This is a genomic window from Paenibacillus sp. 22594 (genome assembly GCF_052044425.1).
GTDB lineage: Bacteria > Bacillota > Bacilli > Paenibacillales > Paenibacillaceae > Paenibacillus_AQ.
The window spans coordinates 163,089-185,329 of record NZ_JBQENA010000001.1 but is presented as its reverse complement, the minus strand read 5'-3'; the positions used below and the strand labels follow the sequence as shown (position 1 = coordinate 185,329).

Genomic DNA, 22,241 nt, shown 5'->3' with positions numbered 1-22,241 from the left:
AGTCGTTCTTTTCATTGTTGCAATTGTTGTATTCCACAGGAGGGGCATCGCATCATGACTGTCTCATCTAGTAGGAAGATAACACAAATCCTTGGTGCTGAACTGGATAAATTAGTTACATTGCCATTGATATGGCGCACTCTTATGGGTACATTCATTCTTAATTTAGTTTTAGCCGCAGCATTTGGCATTAGCAATTATAACCATACCTGTCGCATTTATTATTGCTGCATCAGGTGTACTATATACTTTTATTATGATGAGAGACACAGCACTAGGATTAGAAGTAGACACAATGATAGAAACATTAGTAGGTGCAACAGGCTATTTAACATTAACAACACTTGTCAGTGCAGCTTTAGGTGGTTTATTAAGACGAACAACTCCTGCTTTAGGTTATTATTTCATTGTCAGTCCATTGTCGAGAGATTTTCTACCCAGTATTAAAAATTATTTTCCGGATACGGCAGGTATTATATGTATATGCCAACTTCCTCTGATGAAAAAAACGTCCTTACACCAATGCAAGGGACAGGCGTTGGGAGAAACGCAGCTTACATTACTTAAAATGGAATAAAGGATGTGATTAAATGTTTTAGAAATGATTAATGCAACTCACTTCTTTCGGAGTTCATTAAAGGAGGGAACACGCTTTCCTTCATTGAAATCATTGCTATACGGAGAACTTAATAGGCCGCCTTGCATGCTCTTTTGCAAATAAAAATTATATATAGGATAGGTGAGAATAAAATGATTGATTTATTACAATTACAAAAAAGAGTTTATCAGAATAAAATTGCGAAAGGATTTAATGTTACTGATATTTTTCAAGAATTTTGTTTTATATATGGCGAATTATCAGAAGCTTGTGAGGCTTATCTGAAAAAGAAAGACGATTTGGGTGAAGAATTGGCTGATGTTGCACTTTACTTAATAGGACTTTCGGAACTTCTAGGAATTAACTTGGAAGAAGAGATAGTGAATAAAATGGAAAAAAATGAAAAAAGAAAATACGAGAATAAAGATGGTGTACTTACAAAAGTAAAAGAATAATATAAAGAAATTCACACAACACTATTTTAAGCAGCCGATCAATCCCTTATTGATACTGGTTGCAAAGCGTTGGATACGTAAATCAGATCCGCTCAATTCCTAGAATTTTTAACGAATATAGCGTTTAGTAAGGAACTTTGTGTCAATTATCAATCAACAAACAATTGTAAGAGAACAAACATATAACTGGACAATAATCTCTATTGTCGGAGGACAAGAATGTGTTCCGCATAGAAGCTGAGTACTCTTTAAAATGTGGATTCATGCTATTTTGCTCAGATAATCATTGTGCATCTTATATATCGAATGAGCTCGGTCTCTGAAGAGGTAGAGCTTGAGAAGATCTTCCCGGTGATAAGATTTTTGTCCCGCTTTGGTACCTGAAAAAACCCGAAACCCTAATTCTTCCAGGACCAATCGTAAGCATCAATGACTCGGACAGTACTTTCTTCTTCGACAAAGTCATTCAACGTATTTGGCAATAAATAAATTTGATGTCTATCTTCACCTTCGACATAAGGCATACACGCTCATCTCCTTGGATATAGAGATTCGACAAATGTCTTCAATTTTTATGCCGAAAACGAAGATTTTTAAATAATTGTTAGACAGTCTGACGTACGGTGGTGTGAAGGGTCGGGGGCTTGCTGCCCCCTCCTACTCGATTGTGTTTAGTAACGACAGCCAACCAGCCATGAATTGAGATACCGAATGACCGGACAGGTGATGGAAATATGAAATCCATTCACCACACATAGAGCTCACTTAGCTTAATAAAAGTGGCAGCTTCCGGCAGTGTGCAGCAGCTTGAACAAGCAGCGGCTTTGTAGTCTGGGGCGATAGAATAGGTCTGTAAGTACATTGATTCCGCATGTGTGATCAGATTAAAGCTGCCATCTTCACGCTGCTGTACCGTAAAGGAATCAAGCGGCCGGGACAGCCCGGTGCCAATCGCCTTGATATAGCTTTCTTTTAACGTCCACAAGTCATAAAAAAAATCCAGCCGTTCCCCGGCAGACTTACCTTGTAACGCCTCTCTCTCCTCCACAGAAAAAAACCGTTCTGCTATTTGAATATCTATGGGCCGTATCTGCTCAATATCTACTCCGAGAGAACCCTCATTCATTCCCCAGATCATTAACACCCAATCTCCTGAATGAGACACATTATACTCAAAATCAGGCAACCCAGACACCCCCGGTTTGCCGAATGGATTCTCCTCGAATTGAATATTGCCATTCCGTTGACCGAGCTGGCTGCAGAGGATGTACCGCACCAGTATCTCGCCAAATAAAGAACGATACGCATCTTCTTTATGGAAAAACCGGGCGAGACGCGCGCGCCGGGCTTCCGATAACTGAGCTGTAAAATAAGCATAGCTCTCCAGACTTAGCTGCTCCGGGAGCTTAAAAGCAAGAACTTTGGACATAAACAACACCTGTCTTAGGAGATTTTAATTTGTTTTTCGTTATTGTGAATGTTGTGAAATATGAAGCCCGTTCTCTAAACAGGACAACTATACGATTCTAGCATAATTATTTGAACTCACTCCATACCTGAATTGGTACTAATTGCTCATTCCGAAATTTGCACATTATTGAACTGCTGGCAACTTACGACATAATAGGACGTCGAATGCTGCAGATATATACACGATTCCATTAATTTACTTAAATTTAAATTAATTATCTTTATTGTTATATAGTCCTAAAGATTGGTATATATTTAAATATTTTCATAGTATAGTTGGTATTATCAAGCCCTCGTCAAAATCAGTTTTAATACTACAATAATATTGAATAAAAGCAATATTACGGGAGTGTTATTATGTCATTGGAGAATGAATGTGTAGATAACAAGGCGGATATTGCCATTATTGGCCTCTCCATCCGTCTGCCTGGCATTGATACCGTTTCACAGTTCTGGGAAGCAATTCTGGGTGGGGAAGAGGTGGTTGCCAACATATCCTCGCAGGATGTAGCAGAAGATGCAGCGATGGAGGGAAGGCAAAACTTTATCCGCACAAACACCAACATTCGGAACATTGAGAATTTTGATGCTGCTTTCTTTAATTTCAACATAAGAGAGGCATCCTTGATGGACCCACAGCATCGTCTGCTTCTGGAGATGGCTTGGGAAGCGCTGGAGGCAGCGGGATATGATCCGGGAACCTATGACGGTCTTATCGGGATGTATGCGGGCGTGTACGCGAACTATTATCAAATGTTCAACCTGCTGCCGCTTATCAATGGCAACAGAGCAGCCTCTGAACTCCAAATGCAGATCGCAAGTGAGAAAGACCATGCGGCGACGATGGCCGCCTACAAGCTAGGCCTTACCGGACCAGTGCTGAATGTTCAGTCCGCCTGTTCCAGCTCGCTGGTTGCTGTACATTTGGCTTGTGAGAGTCTGCTCACTTACTCCAGTGACATGATGGTATGCGGAGGTGCAACACTCGGCATTCCCCAAGCCAACGGCTATTTCTATCAGGACAACGGGTTGTTGTCCGCTGATGGGCATCTCCGGGCGTTCGATAAGCAGGCTACCGGCACATTGTACAGCGACGGGGCAGGTTGCGTCGTACTGAAACGATACAGTGATGCCCTTGAGGATGGCGACACCATTCATGCTGTTATTAAAGGTTCTGCCGTCAATAATGACGGAGCCCTCAAAGCCGGATATACTGCTCCCGGAGTCAAAGGTCAGATTCAGGTTATTGAACGCGCACAGATGAACGCAGGCGTAAGCGCCGCCGACATCTGTTACATAGAAGCTCATGGTACCGGCACTCCTCTAGGAGATGCGATTGAGCTTGAGGCACTACATGAGGTATTTGCCAGACATACTGGAAAAAGCGCTTTTTGTGCTTTGGGTTCGGTTAAATCTAACGTCGGCCACACGGGGCCATCCGCAGGTATTGTTGGGTTAATCAAGACAGTTATGGCCCTGCGAGAGAGGATACTGCCACCCACTATTCACGCAGATACACCACACGACAGGTTAATGACGGGCCAGAGCCCGTTTTATCTAAATCCTGTTCCGCTGGAGTGGAGCAGCCCCAATCAGCGGCGTCTGGCTGGGGTCAGCTCCTTTGGGCTTGGAGGCACCAATGCACATGTTATCCTGCAAGAAGCGCCGGTGTTGCCGGGGGAACCTTCCTTACGGCGCAGCAAATTGTTCGTCCTCTCCGCCAAAAGTGCAGAGGCGCTCAAGAGGCAAAAGCAATCCTTGCAGCAATTTCTAAGCTCATCTTCAGAAGAACTGTTAGCGGATGCAGCCTATACACTGCAAACCGGACGGAAGCTGTTTGAGCACCGGGCAGTTTGGCTATACGGCTACGGAGGTGAGACGGAATGGATGGAACGGGAGACTGGCAAGAAAGATAACCCCGATCTTGCGGGCATGCCCTTGTTCCACTTCCCGGACCTATCCAATTTCGATGCTCCTGAGCCCGGGCATTGGATCGCTGAGGAACCGGTATTCTACAACAACTTCGTGCAGGGTAAGGAACTGGCAGAGGAAGGGTTCTGCAAGGGAAATTCGGCATTGCAGGAACAAGCCACATACGCATTAACCGTACAGATCTCCTTATTCAAACTCTGGGAGAGCTGGGGAATCCATCCCTCGGGCTGCCAAGGTACGGGCAGTGGCTTATTTGCCGCCGCTTATGCCTGTGGCCTCCTGACTCATACGGATGCTTTGTATCTTGGCAGCTCCTTCACAGCCGCACTCGCAGCTTCGGGTGAGGCGCGGGGTACTTTTGTCCGAAGCTACCGGCAACGTGTCTCAAGTCTGAAAACGGGGCCGATAAAGGTTCCACTTGCAGCACCGCCGGGGAGGGACCCGATGACTCATACGGAGTGGAGCAGCAGCGATTTTTGGACAGCGTATCTGATGGATGCCCTGGAAGACGGAGCCTCATTACAGACCAACAGTAAGAATGTAAAAGATCGGCTGGCGCTTGTTATGAATCTCGGTGAACCTTCAGAAAGTCATGGAACCACAGTTTGGAAGAGCGTTTACCTTCTACTCGGCAAAGTCTGGATGGAAGGATGCCCCGTCAATTGGAAGGCTTATTATCAAGGGGAACGCCGCCGACGCATTGAATTGCCTGCCTATCCATTTGAAAGAACACGCTGCTGGGTGGAGTGTGAAGATTCTGCACTTGATACTACTGGACCGCTTCAACCCATTTCGGAACCCATCAACTTGCGGCCAGAGCAGTTGGATGGATACATCGCACCAGGAACAGAGGTTGAACGGGATCTGGTCGCAGCTTGGGAGCTGTATCTGGGGGTGGCCCCGATCGGAATCAACGACAATTATTATGAACTGGGAGGCAACTCACTACTGGCAGCTTCCTTGCATGCACATATATGTGAACAGTTTTGCGTGACGCTTAGACTTGAAGTTTTTTTGGAGCAGCAGACGATAGCCCGATTAGCCGAATCCATTGAATCCTGGAGATTGAACTCTATATCTGCGAAAGGCGGACACTGACATGGATCTTGTGAATAAGGCATTGCATCGTTTAAGCCATCCCCAAAAGAGAATTTGGTATACCGAATGCCTTCATCCCCAGACAGCCGTACATCACATTGGTGGCTGTGTCCGTATTCATGGAACGCTCGACTTCCCCCGTTTGGAAACTTCGATCCAGAATGTCATTCAGTCTCATGATAGCATGCGCCTGCGTTTGCGGGCACAGACCGGTGAACCGCAACAATATGTAGCGGATGCTTCGCTACAGCCGCTACCCCGCTACGACTTCAGCTCATACGCCAATCCCCAGGCGGCATATGAGAGGTGGGTAAAGGTGGAGGCGGCAAAACGATTTGAACTTTTCGATTCTCCTTTATACCACATCGCTACCTTCAAGGTGGGGGAGCAGGATAATGGTTTCCTCCTGAAAGCCCATCATATCATCTGCGACGGCTGGTCAATGGATCTGCTGACCAGACAAATTATCGGACATTATCAATCACTGGGCAGGGAAGACATCTCTGCCTGTGCCGTGTCCGAACCCTCCTATTTGACTTATCTTGATCTCGAAAGTCAATACCTGAGCTCTCAGCGCTGTCAGAGCAACAAACAATTCTGGGAGAGCAAATTTGACGTTCTTCCCGAACCGCTGTTTGACAAAACTGCCACTGATCCGGCGGGGAGGCGCTATACCCGCCTGCTCGACAAGCAGGCCACAGAGCAGATTACCCGTATCCTGCCAGAGCTTAATGTGTCATTGCCCCTATTTTTGTCTGCTGCATTCGGGTTGGTACTAGGGAGATATTACCAGAGAGAAGATCTAATTCTGTCCATCCCCGTATCCAACCGCTCTGCACACACCAAGGCAACGGTTGGCATGTTCACCGGCAATCTGCCGCTGGCGCTCCATCTTAAGGAAGGCCTGTCCATACAGACATTTTTACAGCGGGTACGCCGTGAATATTCACGTAATCTTGCCAATCACAAGTATCCGTTCGATCTCCTTGCCAAGCATCTTCAGTTGCGACAAAAAGGTCATGACAGCTTATACCAGGCCGCTGTGAATTATTATAATACCCACCTGCTGACAACCATGGACGGCATGATGATTAGCAATGAGGAGTTCTACTCCGGCGAGCAGGCTTATCCCGTACAGTTGATGATCAAGGACTGGTCCGAGGATGGCACGTTATTGTTCACTCTGGACTACCAGACTCAGATCATTGGCAAGGAAGAGGCAGAAACGCTGGTGGAATGTCTCCTGCATGTGTTGAACCAGATGGTGCATACTCCAGACCTCCCATTGAAGGAACTGACACTGTCTACCGAAAGGCAATGGGAACAAACCTTGATTCATTACAACCGGCATTCTATCCATAACTATCCACTTGAAAAGTCGGTTATGGATCTATACGCAGATCAGGTTCGGCTCCATCCGAATCGGATTGCCGTGAGCTGTGCAGATGAGAAGCTGACCTTTGCAGAATTGGCGCAGCGGGTTAATTGCCTTGCGGCAGCCCTGACCGCAGAATTTCCGCAAGTGTCAGGCGTTATAGGCGTACGGATGCATCATTCTCCTGAACTGGTCATTGCAATTCTAGCGATTCTTCAGTGCGGTGCGTCTTTTCTGCCGCTTGACCCCGGAGTTCCGGCCGCCAGAGCAGAGTATATACTCCGAGACTCGGGAGCGATCTGCCTGTTGACCGATCTGCCAGAGGAACCGGCTTCCGGCTGGCCTATTCCAACGCGAAATCCCCGGCATCTGCTCCGGCATAGGCCGTTGTCTGCGGGGGAACAGATGAGGCCGAGGCCGGAAAGTACGGCTTACATCCTATATACCTCGGGATCTACAGGAGCGCCCAAAGGGGTTAAAGTTCTTCATTCTAACCTGGCCAACTATATCACTTGGGCAGCAGCAGAATACTTGACCTCGGAACACGAAGTGTTCGCCTTTTATTCCTCAATCGCCTTTGATCTAACGCTGACATCCTTGTTCGTACCGCTGGTCAGCGGCACCCAGTTGAGGATATACCCCTCCAGCGGCGAGGACTATACCTTGAGCCGGATTCTGAGCGAGAACAGAGCTACAGTAATCAAGCTTACCCCGTCCCATCTTGCGCTTATGGGGGAAGAACGGAGGCCGGATGCTGCCTTGCGGACATTGATTGTGGGCGGGGAGAGTCTCAAGACCGGCCTTGCGGCAGCCGTTCAGCAAGCCTACGGGCCCAAACTGGCTATTTATAACGAATACGGGCCAACGGAAGCAACCGTAGGCTGTATGATTCACCGTTATGATCCCATAGCAGACAAGGGAGCGGCGGTTCCTATAGGAGTACCTGCTGCAAATGCGAAGCTATACATATTGGATAGGGATTTGCGGCCGCTGCCTCCAGGCGCGAGGGGAGAGCTCTACATCTCCGGCCCCGGTGTTGCGGCTGGCTACGTCCATCAACCCGGGCTGACGGCGGAACGATTCTTGCCGGATTCAGTGAACAAGGGCAACCGGATGTATCGTACGGGGGATCTGGTCCGGTGGGGTGAAGGCGGAGTGATGGAATATATCGGCCGCTGCGATACCCAGCTTAAGGTTAGAGGCTACCGAATCGAGACGGAAGAGATTGAACATCATCTGCTGGAGATGGAGGGCATCCGTAATGCAGTTGTCTTGACGGAGGGTGAAGGCCCCGGCATGGAACTGGTCGCCTGTATTGTCGGAGGTTCGCTTACAGCGCTCGATATCCGCAGCCGTCTGGCAGGCATCCTGCCTGGATACATGGTTCCGGGACGCATCATTTTTAGGACAGAGATTCCGCTTACTGCTAATGGGAAGACCAATCTGAGGCTGCTTGCACAAGATTTAAATGCCGCCGCAGATCAGGTCCAGGAGTACGAAGGAGGAACTCAGACTGAACGCCTTTTATCTGCACTACGGACCGTTCTGGAGCGTAGGGAAATCAGCCTGGAGGACCGTTTTTTCAATCTGGGCGGGGATTCCATCAAAGCGATTCAGATTTCAAGCCTGCTCAAAAACCAAGGACTTCAACTCAGCGCGGCAGACATTCTGGATCATCCCCTCATTAGCGAAATGCTGCTGCATCTCACGGAAGATAAGGAGGTTCAGCCGCAGGGTCCGGCGGAGGGAATCGTCCCGTTGACACCGATATTGTCGTGGTTTTTCTCCCGGGAGCTTGAGAATGAAGACTACTATCTACAATCGATGCTGCTGGAGATCAGAGAAGATGTTGCCACGCCTACCCTTGAAGACAGTTTAAGGCAGTTGGTCCGGCAGCATGACTCCTTGCGCTTGCATTATGACTCTGTACAGCAGCAGCTATCCTATAACAACGACCTTTCTGTGTGTGAGTTCCAGCTAAATGTACTTGATTTGACCGAATTTGATCCTAAACAACGGGAGCAAGAGTTCCTGTCATATACCTCCGCACTGAAGGCAGGCATACGCCTTACTAAGCAGGATCAATTCCCCTTCTGCGCCTGTCTGATTATGGAGCCGGGACGGGCTAATCGTCTGCTGCTGGCGGTTCACCATGTCTGTATAGACGGTGTCTCATGGCGGATTATTATGGAGGATTTGGGACGATTGCTTCGGGGAGAACGCCAGTGGCTGCCCAAAACATCATCGTTCAAGCGCTGGGCGCTGGCGCTGAGCGAACGCGCTGAACCGCTGGTCCAGCCGGAGCGGGAATATTGGAGCGGAAATTACAACCTCCCGGATGATCATTGCTGTTGTTTAGGGCAACCAGGTAGTCGTGAGAGCAGAGCGCTTCGTACACTGATGTTCGGCCCTGCTGAAACGGGGCTATTGCTTGAACAGTGCCGGCAGATCAACGGTCTGCAGCCCCATGAGCTGTTGCAGACTGCCCTTGCCTTGGCACTTCATGATACCTGGGGCTGGCAGACGCAGGTCATTTGGCTGGAAGGACATGGCCGAGAGCCCTTGTTCCCTGAAATTGATCTCTCGCGTACCACTGGCTGGTTCACCAGTCTGTATCCGGTCAGAATTACGGTTGAGGCGGGTACAGGTGTAATCGAGAGGAGGGATAACATCCTCCAACAGTTCAGGGCGGTGCCCCGCAAAGGTCTGGGATATGGCATTTTGGCTTATGGATTGGGGCAGATTACACCGGCTGTTCCCCGGATTTTGTTCAATTATCTTGGGGAATTTCAGGAGGATTACGAGGATGGGCTGTTGCGTGTTCTGAATGAGCCAACAGGACCGGATATGGCCGAAGACAATTCAACACCATTCGTACTGGAGATCAACGCTTATATTCTGAAGCGCAGACTGTATCTGGAATTAAGTTATCCCTCCAGTATGCCGGACAAGGTCATAGAGCAGTGGATGGAGCGGTATGAAGCCCTCTTTGTGGAACTTCTCACAGAGCCGCCGGTTCAGAGGGAGCCAAACTGGACACCCGCCGATTTTGATGCGGTGGATATGACGCAGGAGGAATTGGATTCGTTATTCAAGTAACAGGGGGGATGACATGAACCGCTTGCTAATCAAAATGCTCTGTGCCTGTATTCTGCTTGGCGTAGCTACGCTGCCGCCAGCTTCGGCAAATTCTGCCGGCAGCGGGATTTCGGCTGAGTCCGTCGACGAATATGTGCTTAGGCTAATGGATCAGATGGACCTTCCCGGTGTCTCTGTAGCTGTGCTTCGCGGTGACAAGACTTATGTTAAGGGGTATGGCGAGGCAGACGCCAGCCGGAATATACCGGTAACCCCGGACACCTTGTTCGAACTTGGCTCCAACAGTAAAGCCTTCACCGGCGTCGGTCTGCTGCTGCTTGTTGAAAGAGGGCTTGTTGACCTGGAAGCGCCAGTAACCCGCTATCTGCCGTGGTTGGCACTGCAAGCGAAGGGGGAGGCTGCCGAACCAACAGTCGGGCATTTCCTCCACCAGACCAGCGGACTGGGCAGTGATTCCGTTGCACTGATTGATCCGTCCATCAAAGACACCGCACTCCAGGATACGGTGCGCGGACTAAGCGAGAACCCGCTCTGGTATAAACCGGGGACCCAATTTCTGTACTCCACCGGAAATTATGATGTGCTTGGCGCGATTATTGAAGCTGTGAGCGGGATGTCCTATGAATCCTATATGTCCGCTGAAGTTTTGCAGCCTTTGGGTTTAGAACAAACATCCGCAGGAAGAGCCATCCTGCAAGGTGGCAAGGAAATCTCCCAAGGCTACAAGCCTGGACTTATCGGCAATAGAGAGTATCAAGCCCCCGTCTACCGGGGGAATGTACCGGCAGGCTACATTTTATCAAGCGCTAAGGATATGGCCCGCTGGTTGAATCTACAGATGAACCCGGCAGCAGCGCCTCCAGAGCTTAGGGGAGCCATTGCCCATGCGCAGATTCCCGATGAAACGGTCAAGGCAACAGAAACCCCTCCGTACACGACACCTTTTCGCTATGGCGGAGGCTGGCTTGTATTTAACAAAGGAGATCATACCCTCTTTTCACACGGGGGCAATAATCCCAATTTCTCTTCTTACGTCTTGTTTGATCCAGTAAAACAAATCGGAGTTGCTGTCCTGGGGAATCGGAATACGACGGCGACTTACGCCATCTGCGAGGGACTGTATGCCTTGCAGCAAGATCTGAAACCTGCCGCTGCACCAATGGATACTATGGACACGGCGAATCTCGCAGGACGGATCATTATCATCAGTTGTGCGGCTCTTTGTCTCTGGATGATCTACGTGTGGGTCAAGGATCTGCGCTTGATCCGCAATGGCAGACGGATGCGCAGGGAACCTTCTTTCGCCCTATACGTCAAAACATCCGGTTTTGTTATCCTGGCCGCTTTTATCGTGGGCGTGGCCTGGTATATACCCAAATTGCTTTTTTGGGGCTATCCTTGGAGATTTATTGTCGTCTGGGCACCGTTTACGATAGTCCCGGCTATGATTTTGATCGCTATCACAGGAACGATGTTCCCGGCCCTAAGACTGTTAAAAATGTGGTTCCCGCAACAACCAGAGGTGCAAACGAATCGCAGGGCACTGCCGCAAGTGATTCAAGAGGAGGCCTCCTTATGACTATCAAGCTTTTTACAATTCCGTATTCCGGCAGCTCAGCGGCCATTTACCTGAAATGGAGGACCCTGCTGCCGGAAAATATCGAAGTGGTACCCCTTGAATTTCCAGGCAGAGGCAAACGATTCGGGTCCAAACTATGCGACAGTATGGAGGAATTGATTGACGATCTTGTACAGCATATTGGCAGCCAGCTTCAGGGGAGTCCTTATGCGCTGTACGGACACAGCCTGGGAGGACTGGCGGCTTTTGAACTGAGTGTGCGGCTCCTGGAGAGCGGACAAGCGCTTCCGGTACATGTCTTCCTCTCCGGCTGTAATCCCCCGCACCTGCGTTATGGAGAGGAGCAACTGCATAAACTGCCGGACGAGCTATTCCTTCAAGAAATCATCAAGCTGGGCGGTACCACTCAGGAACTGGTTAATCACTCGGAGCTAATGAGAGTTTTTCTGCCGATCATCAAAGCGGACTACAGAATCTATGAGTTATATGCCGGCAACGGCCGGAGCGTGAAGCTTCCGGTGGATTGCACGGTCATGCTCGGCACCGATGATCCCTTGATGCCTGCGGAGAACGGGAGAGAGTGGGAGCAGTATATCAGCGGGAGCATGGTGATCAAAAATCTGCCCGGCGGCCACTTTTTTATTCATGACCGGCAGGATGATGTGATCGCCGCCATTCAGGATGCGCTTGCCGTTCATAAGTGAGGAGGCCCGAGATGAAGGTTGAGAAAAACAACGTCCAGGATATTTGGCCGCTGCGGCCGCTGCAGCAAGGGATGCTGTTTCATTATTTGCAGGGGGAATCCAAAAGTGAATACATGGAGCACCTTGTCCTTAGCCTGCAGGGACAGGTGGATAACCGGCTGTTCAATGAGGCCTGGCTCGCTGTCTACCGTGCGAATGACGCACTGCGGTCTGTTTTCAAATGGGAGGGGCTCCGGTCACCTGTGCAGGTGGTGCTTCGGGTCTGCGAACCGTTGCCGGAAATCTATGATTTCACGGGCGGAATTATCCCTGATGAATTTAAGACCGTCATTTCCAGTGAAGATCAAGAGGCTCTGAAGCAGACGAAGAGCATGGAAGAACAGATGCAGCTAACTGCAGAAATCATTGGCAAACGGAACCGTGCGATGCGTTTCGACCTGACCCGGGAAACCCTAAGAATCGTATTATGTAAGTTCGACGGGGAATGCAGGTTGTTCCTCACGTACCATCACATTGTGCTGGATGGCTGGAGTCTCGGCATTGTACTGGAAGAATGGCTTCATGCCTATCGGGCACTCGCTGAAGATCAGGAAGTGTCCCCTTCGGCAAAGCCGGGAATGAAGGCTTATCTAGCTGCTGTTAAAAGCTCACGCGAACCGGAGCGGGAAGCGGCATATTGGGCCGGTTACCTGCGGGATTATGAAATAAAGCAGACGATACAGCCGTTCTACAAACCCCGGCGCTCGGGATTCAAACGGGTATCCCTCAACATACCGGAAACGGCAGCGGCGGGAATGCGGCTATTTTGCCAAAACAATGGCATGTCAGTAGCCACCTTGATGAATGGTGCCTGGGGCATATTGCTCCAGCGGTTCAAACACGTCGATGATATTGTATTTGGCTCAACGTTATCCGGCAGGGGCGTTACTCTTACCGGCATCGAGCGTATAGTCGGGCTGTTGATCAATACGGTGCCGCTGCGCCTTTCCAGCCGAAAGAGGGAGAGTGTCCAGGAGTATTTCGCGGGCGTTCAATCAGCAATCGCAGCCAGGCGTCCATATGAAATGGCCGGTCTGTCCGAGATCCGGGGATACGCCGGGATTCAAGGTACGGAGGAGTTATTTGATACCTTACTGGTCATGGAGAACTATCCGCTGGATAAGGTGCTGCTGGAGCAGCCGATGGCAGGCTCCACACCGGAAGGCCTAACCGGGCAAGCCCCCTTGTCGATTAGCGCCTTTGAAATGGCAGAGCATACTCATTATCCGCTTACTCTGCTCATTCGGGAGAGCAGCGGTTTCGAAATGGACTTCATCTATGACCAGGAAAGCTATGAGTATTTTGTGGTGAATCAGATGTCACAGTGCTTTGTACAACTGCTGCACAATCTTGTCGCGCGGCCAGAGGCGTTGGTGTCAGACATTAGGATCGCGGAACCTGACGCACTAAAAATGAACGGACTGCTGTCCTCCGCCGAACCCCTGAAGCTGCTCCGGGAACAATCTATTCCGCAGTGGTTCACTGAAATGTCACGGAGCCATCCCCAGCACATTGCCATCATTCATGAGCAAGTCAAGTGGACCTATGCTGAGCTTGATCGGATGTCTGACCGGGTAGCCGCTGCACTGATTCGTTATGGAGCCGGGCCGGAGCAATGCATTGGAATCGAGTCCCGGCGGAGCCCGGAGACGATCATGGGACTGCTCGCGATTCTGAAATCCGGGGCGGCTTATGTGCCTCTGCACCCGGATTATCCCGAAGAGCGGATCAGGTTCATGGTCGAAGATTCAGGAATGCGGCTTATGCTGTCAGACACGGACAGTCGGCTTTCTTATATGAAATCCATGAATGTAGAAACGCTATGTTATCAAGATATCCTTGAGAAAGAAGACCCAGCACCGCTGGACAGATTCCCTTCTCCGCAATATGGCGGACACCGTCTAGCCTGCATTGTTTATACTTCCGGCTCAACCGGAAGGCCCAAAGGCGTAATGATCGAGCATAGAGGGATCATGCGGCTGGTAAAGCATACAGAGTTTGTGAATTTCAGTACCAGCGATGTGATTTTGCCGACATGTCCGTTTGAATTCGATGTCTCCAACTTCGAGATCTGGGGGGCACTCCTGAATGGAGCGTCACTGTACCTGATGGCTCAGGACAAGCTGCTGATGCCTCAGGTATTAAAAGAAACGCTGCTCCAGCAGAAAATAAGCTTGATGTGGATGACTACACCGCTGTTCAATCAATTAGCCAGTGTGGATGCTTCGCTGTTCCGTTCCCTGCGTTATCTGATTATTGGTGGTGATACGTTGTCGCCAACACAGATTAACAAGGTGAGACAGGCCTGCCCGGCTTTGACACTCGTCAATGGCTATGGTCCTTCCGAGAATTCGGTGCTGTCCACCACATTTACGATTGAACGGGAATATGAGTCCAGAATCCCGATCGGCAGACCTGTCTCAAGCTCCACTGCTTATATCCTGGACCGGGATCAACAGTTTTTGCCTGTGGGAGCGATTGGTGAACTATGCGTCGGGCTGGAAGGCGTAGCAAGAGGGTATCTGAACAACCCTGAGCTGACCGAAGCCAAATTTATTCCCGATCCGCTTTTTCCAGAGTACAGGATGTACAGAACAGGGGATTTGGCCCGATGGCTTCCCGATGGAAGTATTGATTTTCTCGGCAGGGCCGACAATCAGGTGAAGGTACGGGGTTACCGGATTGAGCTGCAAGAAATCGAACATGAATTAAGCCGGCTGCCCGGAATAGAAGACTGTACGGTTATTGTTATTCAATCATCTGATCGGGAGAAGGAGCTGGCTGCATATTTTGTAGCGGGTGACACACTGCAAGCAGGTTCGCTAAGAAAAGCGTTGCTGGAACGGTTGCCATCCTATGCGGTGCCTACGCGTTATATGCAGCTTGCTGCGCTGCCGCTGACGATCAACGGGAAGATTGACAAGAAGGCGCTGTGCAACCTGCCGTTCCCTTCTTCCGTCATCGGAGGTACACCTGCAAAATCATTGGCCTTTATGGAAATCACGGTGCTGGAAGCCTGGAAGGAAGCATTAGGGGTGGAACAGATTGGACTGGATGACCCCTTTTTTGATATCGGCGGGAATTCACTCCTGACGATCCGTATCAGCGATAAGCTGCGGGCCTCCACTGGTATTGAGCTGTCGGTAACCGATTTATTCCGATATCCAACGGTCAGAGAGCTCGCCTCGCATATGGCGGCTAAGCAAACCGAAGGGAGCCCGAAGAACGACACCGGTCATATGGCTGTTCCCTCCCAAGTAGAGCAACAGCCGATGGAAGCTGGTTCCGCAACAGCAAGCGATATTGCTGTTATCGGACTTGCCGGAAGGTTCCCGGGTGCTGCCGATCCGATGAGTTTTTGGCGCAATCTGCGGGATGGGAAGGAGAGTATTTCGTTCTTTTCCGATGAAGAATTGCGCGCTGCCGGAATTGCCGAGACGCTGCTGCGTGACTCCAGGTATGTGAAGGCCAAGGGGATGCTTGAGGATATCGAATACTTCGATGCCGAGTTGTTCCATTACAGTCCGCAAGAGGCCGAACTTATGGACCCGCAGCTTCGCATTCTGCATGAACTCGCCTGGGCGAGCCTGGAGGATGCCGGATACGATCCCATGCGGTACCGGGATGCCATTGGCTTATTTGTGGGCGCAACGGTCCATTTGAACTGGGTGAACCGTCTGTTCGATTCGCTGGAGGACGATACAGAACGCTGGCGGGCGGCAAATCTTAATGTACATTCCTTGAGCATGCCCATCTCTTATAAGCTCAATCTGAAAGGTCCGTCGTTAACCGTTGAAACCGCCTGTTCTTCGTCACTTGTAGCGGTACATTTAGCCTGTAATTCCCTGATGCGGGGAGAATCAGATCTGGCGCTGGCAGGAGGGGTGTCGGTCTCAGTACCCAAGAAATCAGGCTACACCTACCAGGATGGCATGATTAAATCACCGGATGGACACTGCAAAGCCTTTGATGCAGATGCCAAAGGGACAGTCAGTGGCGACGGTGCGGGTCTTGTGGTGTTGAAAAGGCTGGATCAGGCTGTTCGGGATGGCGATCATATCTACGCTGTGATCAAAGGGTCTGCGATTAACAACGATGGAACGCGCAAGGCTGGATTCACAGCACCTAGTGTAAAGGGACAACAGGAGGTTGTGGCGGCTGCACTGGAAGCCGCAGCTGTCTCTGCGGACTCCATCAGTTACATTGAGACGCATGGAACGGGCACCCCGCTGGGTGATCCCATTGAGATCGAAGCCTTGTCCGGGTTGTTCCCCGCCTCCAATGGAACCGGAACAGCCATCGGGTCCGTCAAAACCAATATCGGACATCTCGATGCTGCTGCGGGAATTGCCGGATTCATCAAAACAGTGCTGGCACTGCATCACAGGCAGCTGCCTCCCAGCTTGCATTATAAGCAGGCAAATCCAGCCATCGGCTTCGACAAAAGTTCATTGTATGTCAATGCCACGCTTCAGGATTGGCTGCCGCCGGAAGGTTCTCCGCGCCGTGCCGGCGTAAGCTCCTTCGGAATCGGTGGGACCAACGCGCATGTCGTACTGGAGGAGGCCCCGCTTTCCGTCGAGGCAGATCATGGGAGCGAACAGAACCGGAGTGAGGGCTCACCGGAATTGTTCCTATTATCCGCTGCTACAAAAGAAGCCTTGCTGCAAAAAACAGAAGACTTGCTCTGTTATCTCAGTTCGGCAGAAGGTCAAGAGCAGCAGCTTGCAGATATCGCCTATACGCTGAATACAGGCCGTCAAGAATTGAATTGCCGGGTGGCACTGATTGCCGCAGATGCAGCCGAGCTTGCTGCCGGCCTGCGTGCTTGCCAGAGCGGAACACGCAACATCGCCCGTATCCGGGAGGCCGTGCATGTAGTATTCGCATTCCCGGGCCAAGGAACCCAACATGCAGGAATGGCACGTTACCTGTATGATACGCAGCCGCTATTCCGGCGTGAAATGGATCGCTGTCTGGAGCTGGCCTCACCGCTCTTGGCGACCGATTTGCGGTCCATCTGGCTGCCGCAGCAGGGGCCGGACCCGGGAGGGTCAACACTGCCGTCTACGGCTTTGAAGGCTATCGACCAGACCGAAATTGCCCAGCCGCTGCTGTTCATGGTGGAGTATGCGCTGGCCCGGCTTTTGCAGAATTGGGGCATCTCACAGGCGGCTATGATCGGGCATAGCCTCGGTGAATACACGGCGGCCTGCATCGCAGGCGTGTTGACACTGGAGGAGGCCATCCGGCTGGTGATCCGCCGATCCTCGCTAATGCAGCAGATGGAGCACGGCGAGATGATTAGCATCAGCCTGGGGCATGAACATTTGCTTCCACTGCTGGGCGAAAGGCCCGATCTGTCCGTGGCTGCGACCAACAGCCCGGAACTTACTGTGATCTCGGGACCGCCCGCATCCATTCGTGCTCTGTCAGCCGCGCTGCGGCAAAACGGCCACGAGCCGTTCCGTCTGCAGGTATCGCATGCCTTTCATTCCGCGATGATGGAGCCGATGCTCGGCCCCTACAGCAAAGCGCTCCAAAAAATCAAATTGGCGGCTCCGGAAATTCCGTATATCTCCAATGTTACGGGTGAGTTTATCACAGCCGAACAAGCAGTGGACCCTGAATACTATGTGAATCATGTCCGGCAAACCGTTAGGTTCTCGGAAGGCGTAGCAACGCTGGCGGAACAGCTTGAGCCTGTATTTCTGGAAGTCGGCCCGGGCCGGACGCTGGGTCAACTGATCCGCCGTAATCCGGGTATTAGCAGTAATAGTAAGATTCTTAGCATAGTACCCAAAGCCTCCGAGGCACAGGCCGCAGGTGTCCATCTGCTTCAGGCCTTGGGCGATCTATGGATGAGCGGAGTGGCTATCAACTGGGAGAAAGTATTTGAGAACCGCAAAGGACGGCGGGTTTCCCTGCCGGTGTACCCGTTCGAAAAGCAATACTACTGGAAATATCAGCAGGGGAAGGCAGAGAATATCCAACCGGACAGCTCGCTTTCCCGCAAACGTCCGGTTTCAGAATGGGCTTATGCCCCGGACTGGAGTGAGCAAGAGGGCCGCTCAGAAGACAAACGTCCTGCCAGAAACGGACAGACGGTGCTGTTGTTCACTGGGCGGAGCCTTCTCGCTGACCAGCTTGCAGCGTTGCTGGAGGAGCAAGGGGACCGCTGGATCATGGTCTACCCCGAAGGGACCTTTCAGAGTGAGTCTGCTGCTGTGTACACCCTTGATCCCGGCAACCCGGCCCATTATGCTCAATTGTTTGATGTGCTTGCCGAAGCCGGGATACAGCCGCCCGAACGGATCATTCATCTGTGGAGTCTCGGGTTGGAACAAGCCGATACCTTGGCTCAGGCCCAAGTAGCGTCCAGCCGGAACAGGGAGAATCTTGCCGGCATAGAGGTGCTTAACCGCTGCCTGTACAGTGTGCTGGAACTGGTTCGTGCGGCCGCTGTAGCCGTGCAAGGGAAGCCGCTGGAGCTTACGCTGGTCACAAATCAAATGGAACGGGTCCATCCGGACGACATTGTAGATCCGCTAAAAGCTACCCTGCTTGGAGCAGCCAGCGTTATCCCGCTGGAGTATCCGCATATCCGGGTTCATACGCTGGATCTCGATAAGGAGTCCGCCGCCGTGAATCCCGGACTTCTGCTGACACTGCCTTTCGAAGGATCGGAGGGTAAGGCTTGCCCGCTTCCCACTAGGCAGGCGCTGCGGTCCTCACACCGATATGAACATGGCTTCATCCGGGTGCCCCTTCCCCGGAGAACCCTTCCGTCCGGCGCTTTGCGCAAGGGTGCGGTGTACCTGATCACTGGCGGCCTTGGCGGAATCGGCCTTGCGCTCGCCGATTATCTGGCTAGTCAATATCAGGCCAAGCTTGTGCTGGTTAGCCGCAAGCCGCATCCGGTTCAGGATCGGCTGGAGCAGCTATGTGTGAGCGGAGCTCAGGTGCATGTGGAATATGCCGATGTCGCTGACCGAGCATCGATGGAACGCGTCATTCGCTCAGTGGCGGAGCGTTTTGGCCCGCTGGACGGAGTATTCCATGCCGCAGGAGTACCGGATGGAAGCATGATCCACATCGCAACAAGAGAACAAATCGCAGCGGTGCTCCGGCCCAAAATCGCAGGTACCACAGCCATATATGAAGTGCTGGCTGATATGCAGCCGCCGCCGGCATTTCTCCTGCTGTTCTCTTCGATCAGCGGCACGTTCGGTGCTTTCGGGCAGAGCGGGTACGCAGCGGCCAATGCCTTTATGGACGGATTCGCCCGCGCACATGCCGGGGAATCGTCTGCAATACGCGTAATCAGCATGGATTGGGATGCTTGGAAGGAGACGGGGATGGCTGCTCAGGCTGTGAACCGGTATAACGGCTCCGACAAAGACGATTTGGATACCCCAGGTTTTAAAGAAGGGCATACGGACCTTCCGCTGCGCATCACCCACCCGCTGCTGACCTCCAGAAGTGAGGCGGCTGGGAAGACGCAGACGGTTTATGTGTCCAGATTGTCGGCAGAGCATCATTGGGTACTGGACGGCCACCGGATGCTCGGTTCCTCCATTTTACCGGGTACGGGTTATGTAGAGATTCTCAGGGCATCGTTTGAAGAGTTAACCGGCGAAATAGGCCTGAACATTGTAGAACTGTTTTTTGTTCAGCCGCTTGTGGTCGAAGAGGTGTGTGAGCTAAGAACCGTATGGTCCAAAAACAGCAGCGGCTGGGAATTCTCCATGTCCTCCATAGGAGCGGCAGGAGAATGGATACAACATGCCAAAGGCTGCACGGAGCGCCTGGAAGAGCAGACTGATCGGACGCTCAGCCACGCAGAGCTTAATAAGCTTCATAACTGCCTACTGGCAGCGACGGTTCCTGCAGAAGCAGAACAATCCGGGGAGGGCACGAAGGTACGCATGCAGTATGGCCCTCACTGGAACAACATGCGCAGGGTCTTCCGAAACGGGAATGAAGCTGTTGCCGAATTGTCACTGCCAGAGGATCTGGCAAGGGACTCGGCTGATTTCGGAGTTCATCCCGCTCTGATGGACCGGGCAACGAGCCTGTTAAGCGGACAAACGGAGGACAGCCGTGCTTACCTGCCTTTTGCGTATAAGAACCTTCAGATTCTCCGGCCGTTTCCTGCTAATATTTGCACCATTGTGCAAGAAGGGGAACAAAGTGAGGAAGCTCGGACGTATACCTGCCGCATTACCGATCCGGAAGGCAGTGTACTCATGGAGATTGAAGAATATGTCATGAGAAAAGTCCGCGACCAGTCGCTGTCAGACAAGCTGCCGCTGGAACGCGAAGGAACGTTGCCTGCGGTCGGCAATTACCGGCTGGGATTAGCCGTACCAGGTGAACTGAACAGCCTGCATATCCTGTCTGAATACCGGATGCCTCCGGGACCGGATGAGGTAGAGATAAGAGTGGCGGCTAACGGCCTGAACTTTAAGGAAGTGTTGTATGCACTCGGTGTGCTCAAGCTGCCGGATACCTATGGTTTCAGCTTCGGCCTGGAATGCGCCGGAACGGTAACGAGGGTGGGGGCAGGGGTAACCGATTGGCTGCCTGGAGATGAAGTGATGGCGATAGCCGGAGCAAGCTTGGGCAAATACGCGCGAGTGCCGGCAAGCTCGGTGGTGCGCAAGCCTTCCCGGATATCGTTTGCTGAAGCGGCAACCTTACCGATTGCCTTTATGACGGCTTACTATGCGCTGATTATCCGTGGACAGCTCTCCTTGGGTGAGAAAGTACTGATTCATACGGCAACAGGCGGCGTGGGTCTGGCAGCCGTGCAAATCGCCCAGTGGGTTGGAGCGGAGATTTATGCAACGGCCGGCACCGAAGAGAAACGAGACTACCTGCGTTCACTGGGTATCTCCCATGTGTACTCCTCTCGGGATCTTGCTTTTGCCGGCCAAATCCGTGAGTCTGCCGGAGCGGTAGACGTGGTTCTGAATTCCCTGACGGGAGAGGCTGTCGAGAAAGGGCTGTCCCTATTGGCCCCGCACGGCAGATTTCTGGAAATGGGCGTAAAGGACATTATGGAGAACAGCAATCTGGGGATGCGGATTTTCGAGAAAGGAATTTCTGTGTCAGCCATCAGCATGGACAGCGGCCTGCCAGGCTACACAAGGCTCTTCCGCGAGATTGCCCGGCATGTGGAAGACGGCACTTATACACCGCTGCCTGTGATCCCCTACCGGTTCGCAGATACGGAAGAGGCTTTCCGGTATATGGCATCGGCCAAGCATATCGGCAAAATCGTCATTACTCAGGAACACGCTGCAGCTCAAAAGCCGGAGATGTTGCAGCTCCAGGGTGGAATGACCAATGCTGAAGGAATGGAAGTGCTTGAGCATATTTTATCCAAAGTCATGAGTGCAGAGTTGTCTCCCGTTCAGTGGCTGTTGTCGACGACAGACCTGAACACCCGGTATTCCTTACTTGAGGCCAACACGCCGGAGGGGTTAAGACCTGCTAATAGGCATCTTCCTGCGGGACACAAGCGGAAACGGCTGGCTAGCAGCACCGAATATGCACCACCGCTTACGCAGACGCAGAAGAAGCTGGCAGAACTGTTCATGGACTATCTGGACCTGGAGGCGATTGGGCTACATGACAATTTTTTCGAAGCGGGAGCAAGCTCACTTGATCTGATTCAGATTAATGCCCAAATCAATGCTTTGTCCGTCAAAGATACGTCGATTGTCAAAATGTACTCGTACCCGACGATTCATCTGCTGGATGCCTATTTGTTCGCTGACAGGGAAGACCAGACGGACAAGAGCGAGGTTCTCAAAGATTTCGAAGACCGCAAAAAAAAAGCAAGCCGCCTGAAAACACTGGAGTCCATCAAGGGAAGAAGGTGACG

At 51.5% G+C, this 22,241-nt stretch carries 9 protein-coding genes; 7 read left to right on the top strand and 2 right to left on the bottom strand.

Going from position 1 to position 22,241, the window contains the following annotated elements:
• The first annotated feature begins 184 nt into the window (after nt 1-184).
• Together ACTJKB_RS00700 and ACTJKB_RS00695 are read left to right on the top strand one after the other, a co-directional pair.
• Nucleotides 185-577: a hypothetical protein gene (locus ACTJKB_RS00700; protein WP_440831356.1), complete on the top strand. Its 393-nt coding sequence runs from the start codon at nt 185-187 to the stop codon at nt 575-577.
• Between the two features lie 173 nt (nt 578-750).
• On the top strand, nt 751-1,053 hold the full coding sequence (locus ACTJKB_RS00695; protein ID WP_440831354.1) for a MazG-like family protein: 303 nt from the start codon (nt 751-753) through the stop codon (nt 1,051-1,053).
• A 398-nt stretch (nt 1,054-1,451) separates the two neighbouring features.
• On the opposite strand, the gene ACTJKB_RS00690 is transcribed toward ACTJKB_RS00695, so the two are convergent.
• Together ACTJKB_RS00690 and ACTJKB_RS00685 are read right to left on the bottom strand one after the other, a co-directional pair.
• Complete coding sequence (locus ACTJKB_RS00690; protein WP_440831352.1) at nt 1,452-1,577, bottom strand: hypothetical protein; 126 nt, start codon at nt 1,575-1,577, stop codon at nt 1,452-1,454.
• 221 nt (nt 1,578-1,798) lie between these two features.
• Nucleotides 1,799-2,482 carry a 4'-phosphopantetheinyl transferase family protein gene (locus ACTJKB_RS00685; RefSeq protein ID WP_440831351.1) on the bottom strand — a complete coding sequence of 228 codons (684 nt, stop codon included), beginning with the start codon at nt 2,480-2,482 and terminating at the stop codon, nt 1,799-1,801.
• Nucleotides 2,483-2,880: 398 nt separating this feature from the next.
• Between ACTJKB_RS00685 and ACTJKB_RS00680 the strand changes: the two genes are divergently transcribed.
• From ACTJKB_RS00680 to ACTJKB_RS00660, 5 genes are read left to right on the top strand one after another with little or no spacing between them, the layout of a single operon-like run.
• Nucleotides 2,881-5,553, top strand: a complete 2,673-nt coding sequence (locus ACTJKB_RS00680) for a beta-ketoacyl synthase N-terminal-like domain-containing protein (protein ID WP_440831350.1) — start codon at nt 2,881-2,883, stop codon at nt 5,551-5,553.
• A 1-nt stretch (nt 5,554) separates the two neighbouring features.
• On the top strand, nt 5,555-10,027 hold the full coding sequence (locus ACTJKB_RS00675; RefSeq protein WP_440831349.1) for an amino acid adenylation domain-containing protein: 4,473 nt from the start codon (nt 5,555-5,557) through the stop codon (nt 10,025-10,027).
• A 13-nt stretch (nt 10,028-10,040) separates the two neighbouring features.
• Nucleotides 10,041-11,606: a serine hydrolase domain-containing protein gene (locus ACTJKB_RS00670; protein ID WP_440831348.1), complete on the top strand. Its 1,566-nt coding sequence runs from the start codon at nt 10,041-10,043 to the stop codon at nt 11,604-11,606.
• Nucleotides 11,603-12,310: a thioesterase II family protein gene (locus ACTJKB_RS00665; RefSeq protein WP_440831347.1), complete on the top strand. Its 708-nt coding sequence runs from the start codon at nt 11,603-11,605 to the stop codon at nt 12,308-12,310. The genes ACTJKB_RS00670 and ACTJKB_RS00665 overlap by 4 nt, the downstream gene beginning before the upstream one ends.
• A gap of 11 nt (nt 12,311-12,321) precedes the next feature.
• Nucleotides 12,322-22,239 (top strand): amino acid adenylation domain-containing protein, encoded by a 9,918-nt coding sequence (locus ACTJKB_RS00660; protein ID WP_440831346.1) that lies wholly within the window; start codon nt 12,322-12,324, stop codon nt 22,237-22,239.
• Nucleotides 22,240-22,241: the final 2 nt, after the last annotated feature.

Bases quoted from the DNA above. Each gene is read 5' to 3' on its own strand.
- ACTJKB_RS00695 (WP_440831354.1), top strand. From the start codon at position 751: ATGATTGATTTATTACAATTACAAAAAAGAGTTTATCAGAATAAAATT.
- ACTJKB_RS00690 (WP_440831352.1), bottom strand. From the start codon at position 1,577: ATGCCTTATGTCGAAGGTGAAGATAGACATCAAATTTATTTATTGCCA.
- ACTJKB_RS00685 (WP_440831351.1), bottom strand. From the start codon at position 2,482: ATGTCCAAAGTTCTTGCTTTTAAGCTCCCGGAGCAGCTAAGTCTGGAG.
- ACTJKB_RS00680 (WP_440831350.1), top strand. From the start codon at position 2,881: ATGTCATTGGAGAATGAATGTGTAGATAACAAGGCGGATATTGCCATT.
- ACTJKB_RS00675 (WP_440831349.1), top strand. From the start codon at position 5,555: ATGGATCTTGTGAATAAGGCATTGCATCGTTTAAGCCATCCCCAAAAG.
- ACTJKB_RS00670 (WP_440831348.1), top strand. From the start codon at position 10,041: ATGAACCGCTTGCTAATCAAAATGCTCTGTGCCTGTATTCTGCTTGGC.
- ACTJKB_RS00665 (WP_440831347.1), top strand. From the start codon at position 11,603: ATGACTATCAAGCTTTTTACAATTCCGTATTCCGGCAGCTCAGCGGCC.
- ACTJKB_RS00660 (WP_440831346.1), top strand. From the start codon at position 12,322: ATGAAGGTTGAGAAAAACAACGTCCAGGATATTTGGCCGCTGCGGCCG.